The sequence below is a fragment of the Nordella sp. HKS 07 genome (genome assembly GCF_011046735.1).
GTDB lineage: Bacteria > Pseudomonadota > Alphaproteobacteria > Rhizobiales > Aestuariivirgaceae > Taklimakanibacter.
The window spans coordinates 1,572,069-1,591,289 of record NZ_CP049258.1 but is presented as its reverse complement, the minus strand read 5'-3'; the positions used below and the strand labels follow the sequence as shown (position 1 = coordinate 1,591,289).

Annotated in this window: 14 protein-coding genes and 1 pseudogene; 10 read left to right on the top strand and 5 right to left on the bottom strand. The window is 59.0% G+C overall.

What is annotated here, in order from left to right; all coding sequences use genetic code 11:
* Positions 1 to 81: 81 nt before the first annotated feature.
* Both G5V57_RS07460 and G5V57_RS07455 read left to right on the top strand, forming a co-directional pair.
* A complete protein-coding gene (locus tag G5V57_RS07460) occupies positions 82 to 1,815 on the top strand; it encodes an adenylate/guanylate cyclase domain-containing protein (protein ID WP_165166910.1) in 1,734 nt (577 codons plus the stop codon).
* Positions 1,816 to 1,973: 158 nt separating this feature from the next.
* Positions 1,974 to 2,912 carry a sulfotransferase domain-containing protein gene (locus G5V57_RS07455; RefSeq protein WP_165166909.1) on the top strand — a complete coding sequence of 313 codons (939 nt, stop codon included), beginning with the start codon at positions 1,974 to 1,976 and terminating at the stop codon, positions 2,910 to 2,912.
* 114 nt (positions 2,913 to 3,026) lie between these two features.
* On the opposite strand, the gene G5V57_RS07450 is transcribed toward G5V57_RS07455, so the two are convergent.
* From G5V57_RS07450 to G5V57_RS07440, 3 genes are all read right to left on the bottom strand, one after another.
* Positions 3,027 to 4,070, bottom strand: a complete 1,044-nt coding sequence (locus G5V57_RS07450) for a site-specific integrase (protein WP_165166908.1) — start codon at positions 4,068 to 4,070, stop codon at positions 3,027 to 3,029.
* A complete protein-coding gene (locus G5V57_RS07445; RefSeq protein ID WP_165166907.1) occupies positions 4,067 to 5,542 on the bottom strand; it encodes a site-specific integrase in 1,476 nt (491 codons plus the stop codon). The genes G5V57_RS07450 and G5V57_RS07445 overlap by 4 nt, the downstream gene beginning before the upstream one ends.
* Positions 5,543 to 5,966: 424 nt before the next feature.
* The gene (locus G5V57_RS07440; protein WP_165166906.1) at positions 5,967 to 6,275 is read right to left on the bottom strand and encodes an AlpA family transcriptional regulator; all 309 of its coding nucleotides are present in this window, start codon (positions 6,273 to 6,275) and stop codon (positions 5,967 to 5,969) included.
* Between the two features lie 537 nt (positions 6,276 to 6,812).
* On the opposite strand from G5V57_RS07440, the gene G5V57_RS07435 reads away from it, so the two are divergent.
* The 8 genes and pseudogenes from G5V57_RS07435 to G5V57_RS07400 all read left to right on the top strand — a co-directional run bounded on the left by G5V57_RS07435 (position 6,813) and on the right by G5V57_RS07400 (position 12,938).
* Positions 6,813 to 7,001 (top strand): helix-turn-helix domain-containing protein, encoded by a 189-nt coding sequence (locus G5V57_RS07435; protein WP_165166905.1) that lies wholly within the window; start codon positions 6,813 to 6,815, stop codon positions 6,999 to 7,001.
* A gap of 28 nt (positions 7,002 to 7,029) precedes the next feature.
* Complete coding sequence (locus G5V57_RS07430; RefSeq protein ID WP_165166904.1) at positions 7,030 to 7,704, top strand: hypothetical protein; 675 nt, start codon at positions 7,030 to 7,032, stop codon at positions 7,702 to 7,704.
* Positions 7,705 to 9,471: a DNA polymerase gene (locus G5V57_RS07425; protein WP_206530225.1), complete on the top strand. Its 1,767-nt coding sequence runs from the start codon at positions 7,705 to 7,707 to the stop codon at positions 9,469 to 9,471. It begins immediately after the preceding gene.
* Entirely contained in the window at positions 9,468 to 9,836 is a 369-nt protein-coding gene (locus G5V57_RS07420; RefSeq protein ID WP_165166903.1) for a hypothetical protein, read from the top strand. The genes G5V57_RS07425 and G5V57_RS07420 overlap by 4 nt, the downstream gene beginning before the upstream one ends.
* 486 nt (positions 9,837 to 10,322) lie before the next feature.
* Positions 10,323 to 11,665 (top strand): annotated as a pseudogene (locus G5V57_RS07415) (IS5 family transposase).
* Positions 11,666 to 11,672: 7 nt separating this feature from the next.
* Positions 11,673 to 11,987, top strand: a complete 315-nt coding sequence (locus G5V57_RS35160; protein ID WP_165173912.1) for a helix-turn-helix transcriptional regulator — start codon at positions 11,673 to 11,675, stop codon at positions 11,985 to 11,987.
* A 302-nt stretch (positions 11,988 to 12,289) separates the two neighbouring features.
* Positions 12,290 to 12,421 (top strand): AraC family transcriptional regulator, encoded by a 132-nt coding sequence (locus G5V57_RS35155; protein WP_165173911.1) that lies wholly within the window; start codon positions 12,290 to 12,292, stop codon positions 12,419 to 12,421.
* A 64-nt stretch (positions 12,422 to 12,485) separates the two neighbouring features.
* Positions 12,486 to 12,938 (top strand): hypothetical protein, encoded by a 453-nt coding sequence (locus G5V57_RS07400; RefSeq protein ID WP_165166902.1) that lies wholly within the window; start codon positions 12,486 to 12,488, stop codon positions 12,936 to 12,938.
* 1,187 nt (positions 12,939 to 14,125) lie between these two features.
* Here G5V57_RS07400 and G5V57_RS07395 read toward each other — a convergent pair.
* Both G5V57_RS07395 and G5V57_RS34275 read right to left on the bottom strand, forming a co-directional pair.
* Entirely contained in the window at positions 14,126 to 17,575 is a 3,450-nt protein-coding gene (locus tag G5V57_RS07395) for a cadherin domain-containing protein (protein ID WP_256378682.1), read from the bottom strand.
* Positions 17,511 to 17,918: a hypothetical protein gene (locus G5V57_RS34275; RefSeq protein ID WP_246737565.1), complete on the bottom strand. Its 408-nt coding sequence runs from the start codon at positions 17,916 to 17,918 to the stop codon at positions 17,511 to 17,513. The genes G5V57_RS07395 and G5V57_RS34275 overlap by 65 nt, the downstream gene beginning before the upstream one ends.
* Positions 17,919 to 19,221: the final 1,303 nt, after the last annotated feature.

The following is a 19,221-nucleotide window of genomic DNA, read 5'->3' as shown; positions in this document are numbered from 1 at the left end:
CCGGAAGTTGGGGCCAATAGACTCTTCACCCTCAGTAATCATACAATCGGGTAGCTTGATCATTATTAGCAATTGTTACAGATGGCCGAAGAACGCGCCCAACGCCGCCTCGCCGCCATCCTGGCCGCCGACGTGGTTGGCTACAGCCAGCTCATGGAGCATGACGAAGTGGGAACACTGGTCGCCCTCAAGGCTCGGCGGAATCGCATCCTTAAGCCCCTTACTGCCGAACACCACGGCCGCATCTTCAAGGTGACTGGCGATGGTGTTTTGGTGGAGTTCGCCAGCGCCGTCAATGCTGTGCAATGCGCCGTCGATCTACAGCAGGCCATGATCGCCGCCAACGGTGACCAGCCCGAAGATCTTCACATCGTACTGCGCATTGGCGTCAATCTGGGCGACGTGATGGTTGAGGGCGGCGACCTCTACGGTGATGGCGTTAACATCGCCGCACGCCTGGAAGCACTCGCGGAACCGGGCAGCATTTTCATCTCAGGCACCGCTCACGACCACATCCGAAACAAAGTCAAGGTTGGCTTCGACGATCTGGGCGTACAGAGTTTGAAGAACATCTCGGAGCCGGTACGTGTCTATCGCCTTACGCTGCCCATTTCCACGGAATCGGTAGACGCCGGTCAGCCGGTCCAGGCGGCGAGTGACAAGCCGTCGATCGCGGTGCTGCCCTTCACCAACATGTCGGGCGATCCGGAGCAGCAGTATTTTAGCGATGGCATCACTGAGGACATCATTACTGAGCTGGCCCGCGATCGCTCCCTACTCGTCATTTCGCGCAACGCCTGTTTCCAATTTCGGGGGCCTGCCACGGACATCGCTGCAGTACGACGAGCGCTCGGCGTGCGATACATCGTCGAAGGGAGCGTGCGCAGGGCGGGAGATCGCATTCGGGTAACAGCACAGCTGATCGATGCTGTGAGTCAGAGCCATCTCTGGGCAGAGCGGTATGATCGCAATATTCAGGATATTTTCACCGTCCAGGACGAAGTGACCCGCGCGATTGTGGCAACGTTGCTTGGCCGCCTCTTAACCATCGGGGCCGAGTATTCCCGTCACAAGCCGACCAAGGATTGGGTCGCCTACGACTGCTTCCTGCAGGGACGGAACTGTGACTATCACTACGATCTCAAACAATCTGTCGAATTGTTCCGGCGCGCCACTGAGCTCGATCCCGACTTCGCCCAGGCTCATGCCTGGTTGGCCAGTCAGTTGTGCTTCCGCTATTTGCTCGACGAAAGCCCGGAGACGATCGAGGAGGCGGCAGTACACGCTCAGAGAGCGTTGGCACTCAATGAGAATGATGCATACGCGCACAACAGCATGGGATGGGCTGCCCTTCGGAGGAGGGAATTCGATCTCGCCGGCCAACACTTCGATCAGGCTGTCAACCTCAGCCCGCATGACGTGAGCATGGCAGTGGATTGGGCCAACTGGCTGATGTATGTGAACAGATTGGATGATGCACTGGGTTATCTGGGTGATCTCCTGCAGCGCGATTCCTATCCTCCGACCTACATCTGGGAGGTGCGCGGTCAGACGCAGTACTTTCTGAGGCGCCACGAAGAGGCGATCGCCTCGCTCCGGCGGATGCACGGCAAGCACTTCTGGACGCCAATGTTTCGGGCCGCAGCGTTCGCTCAACTGGGGCAAGAAACAGAGGCGCGGCGCGAGCTGGGTGACTTTCTTGAGGCTAGGCCGAAAGCGTCGCTCGATTCTGTGGCAAAGAAACTGGGCTATGCCGACAAAGCGCTGGGCGATCACCTGCTTGATGGACTGCGCAAAGCGGGGCTTCCGGAGTAGCCTCAGCTCCGCGGTCGCTGTGGTCCGGTTGTGGCCCTAAGGTGACATCCTAACTATCAATCTGCATCAATTTTACCTGGGTCTCGCTTCGTTTTGTACTTTGACCTAGCATTCCGTTGGGTTGACTCGGGCCACCGGCAAATCAGGGACTGGAAGCGATGAATGGTGAGCGAGCCATCGTTTTGGCATCTGCAACCGCGAACTACCGTGGAGATCTAACGACGCCCGAGCGTTGGTCCACATGGGAGCCGCGAACAGGCGACATTGTGGTCTGCACTCCTCCCAAATGCGGCACAACGTGGACACAGACGATCCTTACAATGCTCATTCACGGCGGAAGCAATTTAACCGACCGTGTTCACGTGCTCTCGCCTTGGGTTGATGCGGCGCTTGGCGACGCGGAAGAGGTGGCGAGCGCCCTCGCGCGGCAACGCGGTCGCCGGGTGGTGAAAACCCATACACCGGCAGATGGTTTTCCCGTCTGGGACGGTGTGACCGTAGTTGCTGTATATCGTCACCCGCTCGACGTGTTCTTTTCTCTCCGCAAACATGCCTTGAACAGGAAGAACGCTCCTGAACACCCCATGCGGCGACCCCTCGAGATTGCACTGGCCGACTTTCTTTCGTCCGAAGTCGACACGCAGGATTTCGACCGCGATTCTCTAGCGACGATTGCGCAACATTTCCGTGCGACCGTGTTGGAGCGGCGGCTCCCGAGGCTAGTTCTTCTGCACTACGCGGATATGGTCGCGGACCCGCACGCCGCCGTGCGGCGCCTCGCCGAAGGGGCTAGGATCAGCGCCGACGTAAAGTTGGTGAATGAGGTCGTGAATGCGACTGCGTTTGATGCGATGCGCGCCCAGGCGGACCGTTTCGCGCCCCAGGGTGGCAAGGGGTTTTGGGAGGACGACGCTGCATTCTTCGATTCGGGCGGTACCGGTAAATGGCACGGGCAGCTCGATGGCAGCGATCTGGAACGTTATGGGGGGCGAATGGCTGAGCTTGTGCCGAATGAACACGCCCGGCAATGGCTGGAGGTTGGGGGTAAGGACTTGCCCGGCGTCTCGGACTGTCGTCGTTCGCGCCAGATTGAATGACCGATTCTGGCCCATTGCGTCGCTTTGCTGCATCGCGAATTTTGGTCCGCTATCGTGGCATAGCGGACAATGGTGAAGGTCGCACAAATCTTGCTCGATTCATGAGTGCGCGCTCTAGCTGCATCCGCTACCATCTGCTTTCTCCACCAAAGAGGAGAAAGCTCGCCCATAGCTGGCACCACGTGTCCGATTGTAATGGCGCTCGGTTACTGTTTTATCGACATGTTGAAGAAGCCCCGATGCCAGGTCCGGATCATCACCAGCATGCAGGTATGCGGTTGAGGCCGCGCATGACCGCATCAGGTGGGGCGAAACGGCGATACCGAGCGTCGTCCTTGTCGTTTCAGTGACGACCTGTGCACACCCTTTGTATGAAAGATCGCCACCATAAGTCGAAACCCACAAACCGTCCGATTGAGGCTTGAGCAGCGGGCGATAGATTTCCACATATTTGTCAAGGTAAGGGGCAAGAAATCGCGGCACCGGGCGTTCGTCGGCACGTCCTGACTTGTTATCGGTTGCTGGAATGATGAGCTGCCAATGCTTTCTGTAATTCACGAGATTCTTGCCGATCCTCAGCGCCGAAAAGTTCTTCAGCCGGATTGGCAAGATCGCCAGGAAGGCGATCATTAGGCCGTTGCGATAGTTGTGGGCGCGCCTGAGAGGAGTGAGGTGGTGCGCCGTTTCTGCCTCCGCCATGAGTGTCATGCCGGCCTGAACAATACGGTCCGAATCGACGATGCGATCGAATTTTGATGTTGGCTGCTTTGCCCAATCGAGATCCTGCTCGATCTCCTGAAGCCATCCCAAATCCATGTCAGGCGCTACCAGCTGGACGAACCGGCGCAGCTTGCGGATGCTGCCATAAACCGTCACCGAGCTTAATCGGGCCTTCAGCTCGGCAAGATACCCATCAACGTTCGTTGGTATCACGTATGCACCGGCTTCGGCGTCCATATCGAGGAATGACGCCCTCGCGATGTAGTCGAGGAAAAACCCGTAACGTCGCTCAAGGTCTTTCTGGCTGACGGGCTTGAGATGAGCGGCTGTACCACCTTTTCCCAGTTTCCTGGCTGGCCTGCAGGCACGCTCCCAGGCCTCTCGATCCGCATTCGGCCACTCCGCGATCTTGAGCGATCGAATCTTGGATATGGTCATTCGTCGGCATCCTCACTGAAAGCGAGGCGGCTTTCAATCAGTTCGCCAAAATGCTTGCTTGCCTGAAAACTCTCGAGACCGGCATAGAAGCGAACGGTCGTCTGCACGTTCAAATGCCCGAGGACGCGGCGGGTAAATTCGTAGTTTCCGGGATTGGCGCGGAGAATGACGGCCGCCGCCGCGTGCCGGAACTGATGTGCGGTAATGCGGATGCCGGTTTCCTTGAGCATGCGCTCGGCGATTGAGACGCTAGCATGAGTAGCATTTCTGGCCTTCTGTTCGCCGGGGAATAGCCAGTCAGAGCGATGGGAAATGCCGAGATGCGGGCGGAAGAGCTGGATAAATTCGTCAATCAGCTTTGACGTCGGCAGGCTCAGCGGAAAATCCAGATCGATCCGGTTTTTGACGTCATATTCAGGAAACAGGAGCACATAAGGCGCCTTCATGCCACCGGGCTTGATCAGATTGTGCCCGATGCGAATGCTCAGGAGGTTGCTCACCCGGACAGGTGCCCTAGTCAGGAGCAGGATCTGAACACCCAGGGCAGCCCGGCTTGCCGCCTTGGACGGCGACTTATTCAGCAGGCGCTTCGCCTCCATCATCATCACAGCCGGAAGATCGCAGACGTGATCCCAGACGTCGGTCGTCATCACCGCCCTGATCACGGTCATGTTCTTCTGGGTCATCGTGCCGCCGCGTTGAGCTTCGAGCGCTTCGCGCATGTCTTCAAGCCGCTCGATTGTTTCCGAAGCAGCACCAATCGACCTGGCGATCGCCAGAAGCTTCCAGGGAAGGTCGATGACATACCGGGTCGGCTTATCCTGACCCATATAGCCCTCCAGGACTGTCTGAACGACTGCGGGAGCCAGGAGAGCCGGCAGGGATACCAGGCTCTCAATCGCAATGCCATTGGCTACGGCCTTGTTGGCGAAGGCGACAAGTTCGCGCCGGCGTGTATCTATGCTGGACTTCTTGGATGGCTTTCGGCGCTTGCCTTTGGAGGTTCTGTGGGGCTTGGCGAGCTGGTCGAGATACCTGGCCACGTCATGGCGTAGGCCGTCCGGAAATTCAGCCCATTTGCGGGATTCGGATTTGCACTCAAGGTCCGGCAGCCGAAGTCTGATGTCAGGCCAGCCGGGTACCGAGCAGGCGCACCGATTCCAGGCGCGCGAAAGTTCTCGCTGACGGGTGATGCCGGTTTCATAGAGGCTCGTCTCGCGTCTGAAGGCAAAATACGCAGCCACTATCTGCTCGTTCACGGACTGAGGTTTGATGCCCCTTACGCCGGAGTAGCGGGCTATGCCGCTAAGAAGACGGGCCGCCTTGACTTCGGTTATCGACTTAATGATAGCCGTCCACTCGGGGGATAGCGGCGCGCCGCGCGAAGGTATTCCTTCAACCGCCATGAAATGGACGATGGCTGCCTTGACGTTCGATCTATGATTGGAAAGCGTCTTTGGCGCAATGCCCATGAGAACGGGGCTGAGCCGAGCCAAATGGTGACGGAGCGCTGTCAAGCGGACAGGGAGCGATTCTGGGGGTTTCCCAATGCCTTTGGCAGTGATCCGCAGGCTTGTAAGCCAATGCCGCCTCCGGCTCTCTGGAAGGTCCGGTGACTGCTCGAGGAAAGTCATTGCATCGCGAAGTGACGGCTCAAACAATAGGGCGGCACCAGGATTGGTCGTTGCCCTAGGAGGTTGAGAAAGGTGATCCATACCAGCTCCTTAGGAACTTGGGATATCGGACGCAGTTTCACTAGGAAGTAAACAGTAGTATTACGTTAGAAATTAGGAATACGCTACAAGTATATTGGCTACCTTTACTGTGAGGCGATATCCTAATTGTTCAGAATTACTTTGTAATACTTAGTCTCGTTATTGCGGATATATCCCATGATTACTTGCCCTCCCGATACTCGGATGTCGATTGGTAGCGGTTCTGACGCATCCAGGCTTCGAGATCGGCCAAGCGATAGACAATCTTCTTGGCGCCCAACCTGATGAATTCCGGACCGGTCCCGGCGACGCGTGCCTTATCGAGATAGCTCTTCGACAGGCGCAGGAAGACGGCAGCTTCCTTGACCGACAGGTAGTTGTGGGCTGTAACCGGTGGTGTTGAGGTTTTGGCAACGGACTGATTGACCAGGCCGGGGTACTTTGTGCCGGCCAAGGTGGGATGAGCAATCAGGGTGGGCTTGGTTTTCATAGCATCACTCCTTTTGTGGCGTGCTGTTGCCAGCTGTTGGAATGAGGCTAACAGTTGAAAATGGGTCGCGTTTGCCTATTTTCGGAGACCAGTTTTTCCATTTCCCATAGAAATACCAATGCGTTAAGGGGTATCACCAACGCGGGTGGCGTGCGTCCTCCGGTCGAGCGCAATCCACTGATTTCGATCCCATAGGGCGCAAGCAAACCCCCAGCGCCCAAAACGCATTTGGCAACCAGCCCATGCCCGCTTCCTCCCTTTGGCGCGCATTGCCCAGCCGAATCGCCGTTAGGGCTCAGGGTCAGAGGTCGGCCCCGTCAGCACCGGCGAGATGAGATTTTTATCAGTATACTGACGATCTATCAAAGGAACTAAGACTTTGAAAACACGTCATTAATTTCTCTCTGTCAGCGCCTTGCAATGCGGTTCCATTGGTTAAATGGGCCATGAAAAAAACCCGGAATCGAGCCCTGCGAAAGTTTCTATCCTGTCCTCAGTGATCCGGACTCATCCGCTCACGACCAGGAGGACATACGAATGACCGAGCCGATTGCTGTACCCGTCCTGGAAGCCGCCCGTCTTGGCGGTGTCGGACGCTCAACTCTCTATTGCGAGATCCAGAAAGGCAATCTTCGAGTGCTGAAGGTTGGCCGGCGTAGCCTCATCTTGGTGGCTGACCTGAGGGCCTGGCTCGCCTCCAAAGCAAAGGACGCGGGAGATGCCTGAATGGCACCCAGAACGGAGGGTAGATATCGTGACCGAGGACGAGGCGTTTGTCGTCGCTGTCGGCGACGGCCCGTTTCCCAACCATCCAGCCAAACATGGAGGTATTTCGATGACCGAGAAACCGACGCTTGAGCTAATCGACAACGCGGCGAGCAGCGATCCCTTCGATCTGACAAAGCTGCGCGTCAACCGGGAGAATATTGAAGGCGCGGCCGTTAAGAAATTGCTGACGACTGTGCCGGTGAAAAAGCCGAGCCCCCATGACTTCATACGCGTGCGTCCCGAGCCGGCGTTCCGCGAGACATTTGCCTTCGTCGAGTTCAAGGACAATCGCGAGTTTTATCTCGTCGACCTCGGCGCGGTGCCGGAAATGTACAGCGAGTGCTTCATCGCAACGCTGTTCACCGTCATCACCCGCACCGACGTGCTGTTCATGTGGCCGGTTCGGATCCCCGCCGCAGACGGGCGCGTGAACAACTGGCACCAGTCGGCGGCCTCAGCCGTGCAGCACGCCATGACGCGGTGGGTGCGCGTCAAGGCGAACATGTCGCTCGGTGCCAATGAGATCTTCGAAGCCGAGAGTTCTATTCCCGATCCGGTTTGGCCGGACATGGGGTTTGACGAGATCTACCGAATCGCGTTTCGGGATCGCCTGATCAACCACCCCGATCATCCCGTCATCAAGCGCCTGCGCGGTGGCTAGATGCTCGAGGGGCTGCCGTTCCGCCATGTGGTGGCCGTCGATTTCGAGTTTGAGTTCGGCGGCCACCTGACGCTCGAGGACGCCGGCCGATCTGGTGAGCGGCCGCGGCCTGTCTGCATGGTGGCCAAGGAACTACGCAGCGGCGAGATCTGGACCCTGTGGCGCGGTGAATTTGGAACCGATCCACCCTTTCCGGTCGGCACCGATACGTTGCTGATCGCCTACTATGCCAGCGCCGAGCTCGGCTGCTTCAAGGCGCTCGGCTGGTCACAGCCGGTTTTCATCCTCGACCTGTTTACCGAATTCCGCGCCCGCACAAACGGTCTGACGTTGCCTCATGGTGCGGGCCTGCTCGGCGCTGCGGCCTGGTTCGGCATCGATGGCATAGACATCACCGAGAAGCAGGAGTTGCGCGCCTGCATCCTGGCCGGCGGCCCGTGGGCGGCCGAGGACCGGGCGGCCATCCTGCAATACTGTGGCAGCGACGTGCGGACGCTCGAGCGGCTGCTGGCGGCGATGCTGCCGCGGCTCGACCTGCCGCGGGCGCTGCTGCGCGGACGCTTCATGAAGGCGGCCGCCGCCATCGAGTGGAATGGCACGCCGGTCGACACTGTGGCCCTCGAGCTGCTGCGCCGATACTGGACCGCGATCCAGTATGAGCTGATCGCCGACATCGACCGGGACTACGGCGTGTTCGACGGGCGCAGTTTCCGACTGGACCGATGGCAACGCTACCTTGCCAAACATGCCATCCCGTGGCCAGTGCTCGAGTCCGGCCGTCTCGACCTGAGCGACGATACATTTCGCCAGATGGCACGTGCCTGGCCGGCGGTCTCGCCGATGCGCGAGCTGCGCAGCGCGCTGTCGGACCTGCGGCTGGCAGATCTTGCGGTCGGCAGCGACGGGCGAAACCGGACCATTTTGTCCGCCTTCCGCTCGCGCACCGGGCGCTGCCAGCCGAGCAATACCCGCTACATCTTCGGCCCGAGCGTATGGCTGCGCAGCCTGGTCCAGCCACCAGAAGGGTTCGGGGTCGCCTACATCGACTGGTGCCAGCAGGAGCACGGGATCGCTGCGGCGTTGTCTGGCGACCCGGCAATGCAGACGGCGTACCGGTCGCGGGACCCGTACTTTGAGTTTGCCCGCCAAGCCGGTGCGGTTCCCGCCGGCGCCACAAAGCACACGCATGGCCCGACGCGCGAACTCTTCAAGCAGTGTGCGTTGGCGGTGGCGTACGGTATGGAAGGAGAAGGGCTGGCACGCCGCATTGGAAAACCGCCGATCGTAGGGCGCGACCTGCTGCGCATCCACCATGAAACCTACCGGACGTTCTGGAGATGGTCGGACGCGACGGTCGACCAGGCCATGCTTACCGGATCGCTGCAGACTGTGTTCGGCTGGCCGGTCCTGATCGGCGAGCATCCCAACCCGCGCTCGCTGCGCAACTTCCCGTGTCAGGCCAACGGCAGCGAAATGTTGCGGCTCGCTGCCTGCCTTGCCACCGAAGCCGGCATTGAAGTGTGTGCCCTAATCCATGATGCGGTGCTGATCTGCGCGCCGCTCGATCGGCTGGACCATGACATCGCGCGTATGCGGGACGCCATGGCGAAGGCGTCCCGGATCGTGCTCGATGGCTTCGAGTTGCGCACCGACGTGCACCTCACCCGGCATCCGGATCGCTACAGTGACCCGCGCGGCGCGCTGATGTGGAACCGGGTGATGAAGCTGATCGAGGCCTGTCAGGCGCGCCAGCAGGTGGTGGCATGACCATGAGCCATGACCCATTTGATCTCAGCCGACTGCACGTCGATGGCGAGACAGTTGCGCGCAAGGTCAAGAGGCCGAAGTCTTGGCGGCACTATTACGTGCGTGTACCGTGGACATGGGTTGAGCAGCTTCGATCGACGAAGCGCGTCAGCACCTATCGTGTCGCGCTCGTACTGCTTTATGAGCATTGGCGCAGAGGTGGCAAACCCGTCGCCCTGTCCAACGTCATCACCCAGCAGGAAGGCGTGGCCTCGCGCTCGAAGTGGCGGGCCCTTGATGAACTGGCGAAGCTCGGCCTCATCACGGTCGAAACCAAACCTGGTCGTTCACCGCAGATCGTGGTGCTTAAGACTGCCGCGGATTGAACCCGCGCCCGATCTGGCGCAGGTAGGTGTGACCGATCTGGCGCAGGTTTGTGCTCAACCTGCGCCAGCTCTGGCACAGGTGTTCCCCTTATCTCTTATGGTTCTCTATATTGTTTTCAAAATAGCGGGGGTGTGTCTGGTTTCCCGGCCCGAACCAACCCACCTGCGCGGGCACTTGTTCGGTCGAAAACGCGAAATAACCGATTGTTGTGGGCCGCAACCGAGGCCAACCAAGGCTCAACAATCCTCGCCCACTTAAATTTGGCGCCGCAGGAGGTTTGGATCTCTGCCAGAGACATACTATTTCGTCCCCCGTGAGCTATCCCCAACTCATTGATTGATTTGATTGATCATTGAGGTTCTAGATTTTGATTTTGCAGGGAAGGGGCGGGGCGAGGTCGATTTCCTTGCAGATTCGCTTTTCAATTCACGAAGCCCTGGAAGCGTGATTCACTGGTGTTAGGGGATCGGCCAGGGAGATTCGCAGTGAAGCCACAGGATCGCCGCGAGACGGGGGACCAGGACCTGTTCCGCTCACGCCTCGACCAGATCATCAGCATGAAGCATGAGCTGGTGAAGCTCGCGCAGACGATCACCTGGCCGGCGATCGAGGCGAGGTGCGGGGAGGCTTGCAGAGAAGGCCCCGGCATGCTGCCCTTGCCGACCCGGCTGATGGCGGAACTGGCGATCCTCAAACATACCTTCGATCTGTCCGATGAGGAGCTGTGCGCGCGCTGGGTGGAGAACCCCTACTTCCAGTACTTCTGCGGCGAGGAATTCTTCCTGCGCGAGTTGCCCTTCGACCGCTCGTCGATGACGAGGTGGCGTCAGCGGATGGGCGAGGATCGGATCGCCGCGTTATTGCAGGAGAGCCTGTCGATTGCGGTGAGGATCGGCGCCATGGCGCCCCAGGATACACGCCGGGTGATCGTCGACCCGACGGTCGAGCCAAAGAACGTTATGTTCCCCACCGATGCCAAGCTCCTTCAGCGGGCGCGCGAGAAGTTGGTGAGCTGGCCAAGAGGGTCGGCCTCGAGTTGCGGCAGAGCTACACGCGGGTGGGCAAGTTGCTGCTGGTCAAGCATCAGCGCTATGCCCACGCCAGACAGTTCAAGCGGGCCGGCAAGGCGCTGCGCAAGCTCAAGACCTATCTGGGACGTACCATTCGCGACATTGGCCGGCAGATTGCCGGCGAGGATGACCTTGCGGGCATCATCCGGCGGCCGCTCTCCCTGGCACGCCGTGTTCTCGAGCAGAGGCAGAACCAGCGCGGCATGAAGGTCTACAGTCTGCATGCGTCTGAAGTGGAATGTATCGGCAAGGGCAAGGCGCATCGGCCCTACGAATTCGCCGTCAAGGTGTCGATCGCCACCGCGCTCAAGCGCTCGAAGGGCGGCCAGTTCGCGCTGCATGCCAAGGCGCTGCCCGGCAATCCCTATGACGGCCACACGCTGGCGAGCGTGATCCCTGAGATGGAAGGCATGCTCGGCAACGGCATCGAGCGCCTTCTGGCCGATGCCGGATACAAGGGGCACAACTCCCCGCTCTCCCACAGGTTCAGGGTCTACACCTCTGGCCAGAAGCGCCGGATGACGCCTTTAATCAAACGCGAGATGAAGCGGCGGGCCGCCGTCGAACCGGTCATCGGCCTAGTCAAGAACGAACATCGCATGGGCCGCAACTATCTCGCCGGAACACAGGGCGACGCCATCAACGCCATCCTCGCCGCCGCCGGCTATAACTTCCGCCTTCTCCTCACCTGGCTGAGGTTCTTGCTGCGCTTGCTGCTCGCCGCCATCCTGACGCAGCCAATATCGCTCGCCACCTGAATGGCAGATTGTTCACGACCGACGAACGACTCTCCAGCGGAAATGCGCGAGCGAAGGTAATTGCAGCAGATTTTGGAATAAGCGAACGCGAACCCTTGTACGCCGCCTGGCCGAGCTAGGCGCCTCTTTCGCGCAAATTGTCGACCGTCTGCGGCATGACCTTGCCCTCAAGTACTTGAGTGAACGGGATCTGAGCCTTACGGAAATAGCCTTTCTCCTCGGCTATTCAAACCAGAGTGCGTTCAGCTCAGCCTGTCGGCGCTGGACGGGAAAGACGCCCCGCGAAATAAGAGCCCAATTCATTCTGGCGTCAAATAGTTAGCATCTGGCAGAAAATCGAAATCCGCGGGCCCTTAAATATTCTAAATCGAGGATCAACCTTCCGCTCTAGGTGGTCCGCTGATTGCAATTGTCATCGGTAATGTCCCCGCAAGTCAACTTCACAATCCGTGGGGCTTGTTCGTGTTTGTAGCGATCAGCGCTGTTGGGTTTGGCTCTGTTTGAAGGCTTGATGGCGGCGGCAGACTGATCCTACAAAGACCAGAATGCCGCCCGGACGCCCCCGGCTAGACTTCGTATCCCTAGCCGGGGGTTGTTGTTTTTGCCCGCTGGCACCAGCGGGACCTGAACCTCACGCACATTGCCTTTCTTCTCGGGTACTCGAATCAGAGCGCCTTCAGTTCTGCGTGCCGCCGCTGGACGGGAAAATCCCCACGAGAACTAAGGTCGGCCCAAGAGTCGACATTAAGCGCTTGAACCTCGGCCACTCACGGCTTTGGCGTCATGGAATAAGTTGTTGGCGGGCATTCGAAATCGCTCCATGTCCAGATCCTTTATCCAAAGCCTTGGGACACTCAAGCCGAAGGGAGGCGGGATGGTTTTGGGGTTTTTCAAAGAGCGGAATCCCGAGGCCGCATTGGATAATATGATTATCCGGATGTACGGATCTCTTAGTCACGAAAAGACTGCGAACCTCGAGAAGGCGTCGCAGATCGCGTTCAGAGACCTTCTGTGCGAATGCATTGATCAGACGTTGGTGCAGAATAAGGCGGCGGAGCTTTTCGCTGAGCCAATTCCCTATTCGACGAATGATCTCGCACTCTCAGTAGCATTCGCGTTCTTCAAGGACCCAAGCAGGTACGAGTACCTGAAAGAGGCACAGATGATTGCGCGCCTGCGGCTTGTGAAATGGGTAGAGGCCGGCTCGGTGGCGAAGCCTCTCGCCATGGCGTTTGAGATCACTTTGTGCGAACTCTTCAAACGGGCGTGCTAATTTCGAGCGCTCAAAGTATAAGCGTCGCCAAACGGCGCTTTTCACCACACGCCCCGTTCTTTGATTTGTGGCGAGGCCGACCTATGCTGCCGGATCATGGCCCTGATGCGGCGCTTGGACCATGATGCGCTCGACGCCCAGGCGAAGCGCGCGTAGCATATCGTGGGGTCGCGCGGCCGCCGAAGCGCTCGAGCAAGGCCTTGGTCAGCAATGAGTGAGGTTGGAGGTACCCCAATGAGAACCATGCTCGATGAAGCGATGGCGGCGGTCTTCAAGGGACACGATCATGATCCGACCCGACTCGGTTGAACGCGCGGTCGACGTGGTCATTGACGCGCCCAAGGCACGAGCGTCACGAACTTGCAGGAGCGTTCGGCCGCTAGACCGGTGCTCATCTTGTGCTGTGGATGACCCCGTACATAGGACAGCATGGCTGCTTTAACAAATTACTGTCTTGAACAAATGACTGTCTTGTGGCTTACTGGCGGATGTCGCGCGAGCAGGTATCCTTCACCGAGCGGTAGCGAGTGCCAGCGTCAAGCGCCTTCGGGCCAGTGACCAGTGCCAGGAACCCAAAGAAGGCCGCGACACGCGCGAAGCCATGGCAAGATTAGGGAGGCTCGGAAGACGTTCCGGGCCTCTTTCCTTTATCCCGCGCCAGCGCACCCATGACCTACCGAAATGGACATCACCGCCTTGATTCTACTAGGGCGCACCGTAGCGTTGATCGGTCATCTCAACCTCCTACTCCTTTGTTCGTGGTCTTCCCGCATCGGGTCATTGGATTCGGTCATTGAAGGTTACGAGAAAGTAGGCCGCGATCGCGTCAGCGGCAGCGCCGATGAGCGCGGGCTGGTCGTAGAAGTCGATCTGTCCGCGCGAAGGCAGCCATAGTTCCTCGTGCGGACCTGCAAGGCTAGCGCACCGGTCTCCTGCCATTTACTCTCCGCCGCACGTCCCCGTGCAACCGTCCAGATCGCCCGATATTCTGATCTTCTGGAGGGCGACTCCCATGCTGGTCAACAGGGCTATACCGATGCGACGAATTCGGCCAATACGGTGGCGATAGGGGTTTAGAATACGTTCGCCAGCTTCCATGCGGCTAGCATCAGCGCCTTCAGATCAGTACTCCACGCTCTTACCCGAGCGCAGCGATTTCGTCACATGCTTGCCGATGTGGATGCGTGCTACGTGATATCGAGATAGTCGAATTTTGCCGTCGAATTCAGCCCCTGCATGAGTGTGGCCTGATCGAGTATCGAGTCGTTGTTCGTGTCGGAGAACAGCCAGCCGTCGGTCGTGCCTGCGACAAACACGGCGACCGTGCCGCTCGCCATCAGAGAGTTCGCGGTCGCCAGCGCGGTGGCGTAATTATTTGTCGCGATGGTCCCTTCGGCATAGGCAGAGGATGCTATAGGGCCGCTGACAAATGAGAAATCAATCTTATCCACACCGGTCTCGAAGTCGGTGATCCGATCATAATTGGCGCTATTGAGGGACGAGTCTCCGGGATTGAAGACGAATGTGTCGGCTTCAGTGCCGCCCGTCATTGTGTCCTTTCCGGTCCCACCGATCAACCGGTCGGATCCAGCCTGGCCCGTCAGGGTGTCGGTTCCAGCTCCTCCATCCAGCAGATCCGCGCCAGCACCTCCTTGGAGAGTGTCGCCGCCTGCCTGGCCAAAGAGGAAGTCATCGTCATTCCCGCCGAACAGCGAATCATTGCCGTCGCCTCCATTCAGCGTGTCCGAGCCGGAATTGCCATTGAGGGTATCGTTGCCCAGATCTCCAGACAGAATGTTGTTGGCCGAGTTGCCGTTGATCGTATTGTCGAGTGTATTTCCCGTCCCATTAATGGCGGCCGTTCCCGTCAAGGTGAGCGTTTCCACTTCCGCCGCCAGTATGTAGCTCACGGACGCGTTCACGACGTCGTTGCCGCCGCCCGCCAGCTCGGTTACGATGTCGTCATTCGAGCTGTTGCCGTCATCGGAGAAGGTGTCGACGGTATATGTGTCATCATCCGCGCCGCCCTCCATGATGTCGGCGCCGGTTCCGCCATCCAGCTTGTCCGCTCCCACGCCACCGCGAAGAGTATCCGCATCGGCGCCACCGGAGAGGATATCATTGCCGTCTCCGCCATCGAGCAGATCGGCGCCGGCATTGCCGGTCAACGTATCATTGCCGAGGTCGCCCAACAGAATGTTGTTGGCCGAGTTTCCAATGATGATGTTGTTGAGCGTATTGCCCGTGCCATTGATATTGTCGGTGCCGATAAGTGTCAGATTCTCGACTTCCGTCGGCAGGCGGTAGCTGACCAGCGCATTGACCAGGTCGGTTCCCGCCCCGGCGACCTCGATGACCAGGTCATCGTTGCCGTCGAAGCCGTCGTCCGAATAGGTATCGACCGTGTATGTATCGTTGCCAATCCCTCCTTCCATGTGATCCGCGCCACCACCACCGTCGATGATGTCATTGCCCGCCAGCGCGAATATCGTGTCGTTGAGCGCCGTGGTCTGAAGCGCGAGATTGGCCGTTGTTGGCGTGATCGTATTGTTGCCGGAGGTGCCGGTGATCGTCCTGCCGACCTCACTCACATCCGTGACAGTGATCGCGAGCGCCTGGGTCGCCGTGAATGTGCCATCGGTCGCACCGATAATGACATTGTATGTGCCGTCGTTTCCGGCATCCAGCGGATGCTCGAAATCAGGCGGCGCAATGAACTGCAGAGCGCCGGTCGTTGCGTTGATGCTGAATAGCGCCGCGTCCGCGCCTCCGGTGATGACGTAAGTCGGGACTGTCCCATCCGCGTCGCTCGCGGCAACCGTCGTCACCGCCGAGGTATTCTCCGCGATGCTGAGATTCGCCGTCGCGCCGCCGCCATTCGAGCTTATGACCGGCGTATTGTCATTGGCATTCGTGACCGTCACATTGAGGGTCTGCGTAACGGTGTTGAGGCCATCGGTCGCCGAAACGATAACCTCGTAGGTTCCGTCAGTACCGGCATCAACGGGGTTCTCGAAGTCCGGAGCGGCCAGAAACTGCAGTGCTCCCGTGGCAGCATCAATGCCGAAGAGCGCCGCGTCGGCGCCACCTGCTATGGCATAGCTGGGCGTTGTTCCATCAGCGTCCGTTGCCGCCACCGTCGTCACCGCGGTCGCATTCTCGGCGATGCTCAGTGATGCAACGGCGCCACCGCCATTGGAAGTGATGACAGGTGCATTGTCATTCACGTTGGTAACAGTCACAGAAAGCGCCTGTGTGTCGGTATTTGCCCCATCCGTTGCACCGACAATCACTTCATAGGTGCCGTCATGCCCGACATCCAGGGGATTTTCGGCGTCAGGCGCCGAGACGAAACTCAGCGCTCCGGTGGCCGGGTCTATGGCGAACAGCGCCGCGTCCGCTCCGCCCAGGATGACGTAGCTCGGCGTCGGACCGTCGGCATCCGTCGCCACCACCGTCGTCACCGCCGTCGTATTCTCGGCAATGCTGATCGAGGCCGTGGCACCACCGCCATCCGAACTGATGACCGGAGCAGCGCCGTCGGCCACATCTGAAACAGTCACTGAAATGACCTGCGTATCAACACCGCCATTTCCGTCAGAAGCCCGCACAATGACGTTGTAGATGTTGTTCCCGTCCGAATCCGTCGGATTCTCGAAATCCGGGGCGCTCGCAAAGGAAAGCGCACCCGTCGATGTATCAATCGTGAACAACGCCGCATCGTCGCCACCGGCTATCGAATAGGTCACTGTCTGGCCGGCGTCCACGTCGCTCGCCACAACCGTCGTGACTGAAGTCGAGTTCTCCGCGATCGTCAGCGCGGCCGTGTCGCCGCCGCCGTCGGATGTGATTACCGGAGGATGATTGAGAAGATTTGCCGGAATGGTTCCATCGGCAAACTGGAAGAATTCCACGTTCTTCACCAGATCGACGCCATCCGGCGAAGACGGACGCAGGTCCGTAATGGTGAACGACACACCGTCCGCATTCAACACGATCGAATAGTCATCTCTATTGCCAGAGTATATGGCGGTATCTATATCGGCCGCGCCATCGATCGTGTCGTTGCCGCTGCCTCCCTGCAGCAAGTCATTCCCGGCATCGCCGCGCATGAAATCATTTCCGGCCTCACCATTCAGGGTATCATTGCCCGTGCCGCCGTAGGTTTCGTCGTCTCCGGCGCCGGCAAAAATCGTATCGTTGCCGGATCCCCCGTCCAGCTTGTCGTTACCGCTGGTGCCGGGATCGTCGCCATAGAGCGTATCGTCGCCGGCTTCACCAAAGAGGTTATCGCCCCCGCGCCCGCCATAGAGCACGTCATTGTCGTCGCCGCCCTCGAGCCGGTCGGTTCCGGCGCCGCCATAGAGCGTGTCATTGCCTGCCCCGCCCTGGACCAGATCGTCGCCGGATATTCCATTGTAACCCAGGTCGTCGCCATACAGAGTATCGTTGCCGGACCCGCCCCTTATCGTATCCGAGCCCCGATAGCCGAATATCAAGTCGTTGCCAGCATCGCCATCGATAGTGTCCTTACCAGCGCCGCCGATGACAATGTCATCGCCGTCACCCGCGTTAATGGTCACATCCTTCGCAATCCACCCCGCCGGCACCGTGGCCCGTAAGGTCCAGGAAATCATTTCCGCCGCCCAGGAAAAACTGCTCGATTGAAACAAAGCCCCCGACGCCACTGCCAAACGTGCCGTTATTGTAGAGGATCGCGTCACTGAGATTCGAGCCGTAGATGACGTCCGACTTTTCTCCACCCTGAATGAGATCGGTGGAAACCTGGACATTGGTCATGTTGACCACATAGGCGGAGCCGTCGGCGTTCTTTATCGCCGTTGCCCAGCTGAGAGAGGGCAAGGTTGCGTCCGGCAAAATATGGTCCAGATTGGCGTCGGAGGTGAAGGCAAAGAACGTATCCTGCAGGTTCGTTCCGACGACCGTGAGACTTCCCAATGTGTTGAAGAAATTTGGCATCAGTCAATTCCTCCTGCGGCGGTGCTGTCTTGTCACTGTTCGTGAAAGGCGAAACATTCCGCCTTCCCTTGGTTATAACCCTTCAGCCCAACGCCATTTTGCCTCTGTCGGCGACTCAGTCCCGTTCCCTTGGCATCATTTAATCCAGAGATATCCAAGCGATCAGCTCGCATATGCCGCTCTGTCCGGCTCTTGCCGACCGTCGCAGGACAGGCAAAAACGGGCCGGTGTGCCGTTACCACCGACCCGCTCTTTACGGCCTGGGTACAACCTTCCAGACAACGTCAATGACCCGCGATGTTGCGCATTGCGACCCCACGCGAGTTCATAAACGACGCGCACAATCCATAAGCGCTGCGCATCAGGAATACTTACGGCTACCCGCCAATGCCTTGCGGTTTGACGCCAAAACCCGCGAAGCGGGGGTGCCCATGGCGGGGTTTTCCAGAGCGGTCCGAAGTCGCCGATTTTCTGGGCGGGGACCGCCGCCCTCGTGTTATCGTTCCGGTCGTCACCAGAGGCGCCGCGACCGTTCCCGAGCTGAACTGATAGAAGGGCGGGGCAGCGCTCATATCGCCGCAGTTTGAGGCCGGTCGCGGCAAGAAGGGTGTACCGCAGCACGTTACGGGCGCCGCTGTTATTGGCGGCTTTTGCACCGTCGGTCTCGAACGAGAAAACCCCGCCGGCGGGACCGGACGAGGTTTTCCAGACACGTTGTCCGCGCGCTGAATGAGGAGACTGGCGGACGGGGCCTAGCATGACCGAATTCAGTAAACCAAAAGTTGAGGGGCCTGGCGCGGCCCGCCTGAACGAGAAACCCCGCCGAGGGGACCAGGCGGGGTCTACTCGTAGGGTTCCGCTCGCTCGGGGAAAGCTTGCGGTCGGGATTGCAATGCAATGCTCGGATCATACCGAACTGCGGATCGCTATCAACTAGACCTTGATATAGGAAAGCGTGGCTTTCCGATTGCAGTTGATCGGCCCGAAACAAAAAAACCCCACCTGGCGCCGTGAAGCGGGGTTTTCCCCACTCGCGAATGGATGTCCGCGTGCCTTGCCGCTATGACACGAGTCCAATACTCCCAGACGAGAAAGCCCCGCTGGCGGGGTGCTCGGCATGATGCACAAACGGCATCCACCCATCGGCCTTGTCGAGCGACCGCCAATCAAGGCCGGACGCAGAAAGAGCGGCCTCGACATCCGCTCCCTCCTTCTTCAGCTCGGTAGCAATGCAGCGGGTCCACAGGGGCCTAACCAACAAAGAGATGTCACTTGCCATGGAGACCCTTCATTCTCCCCGTCC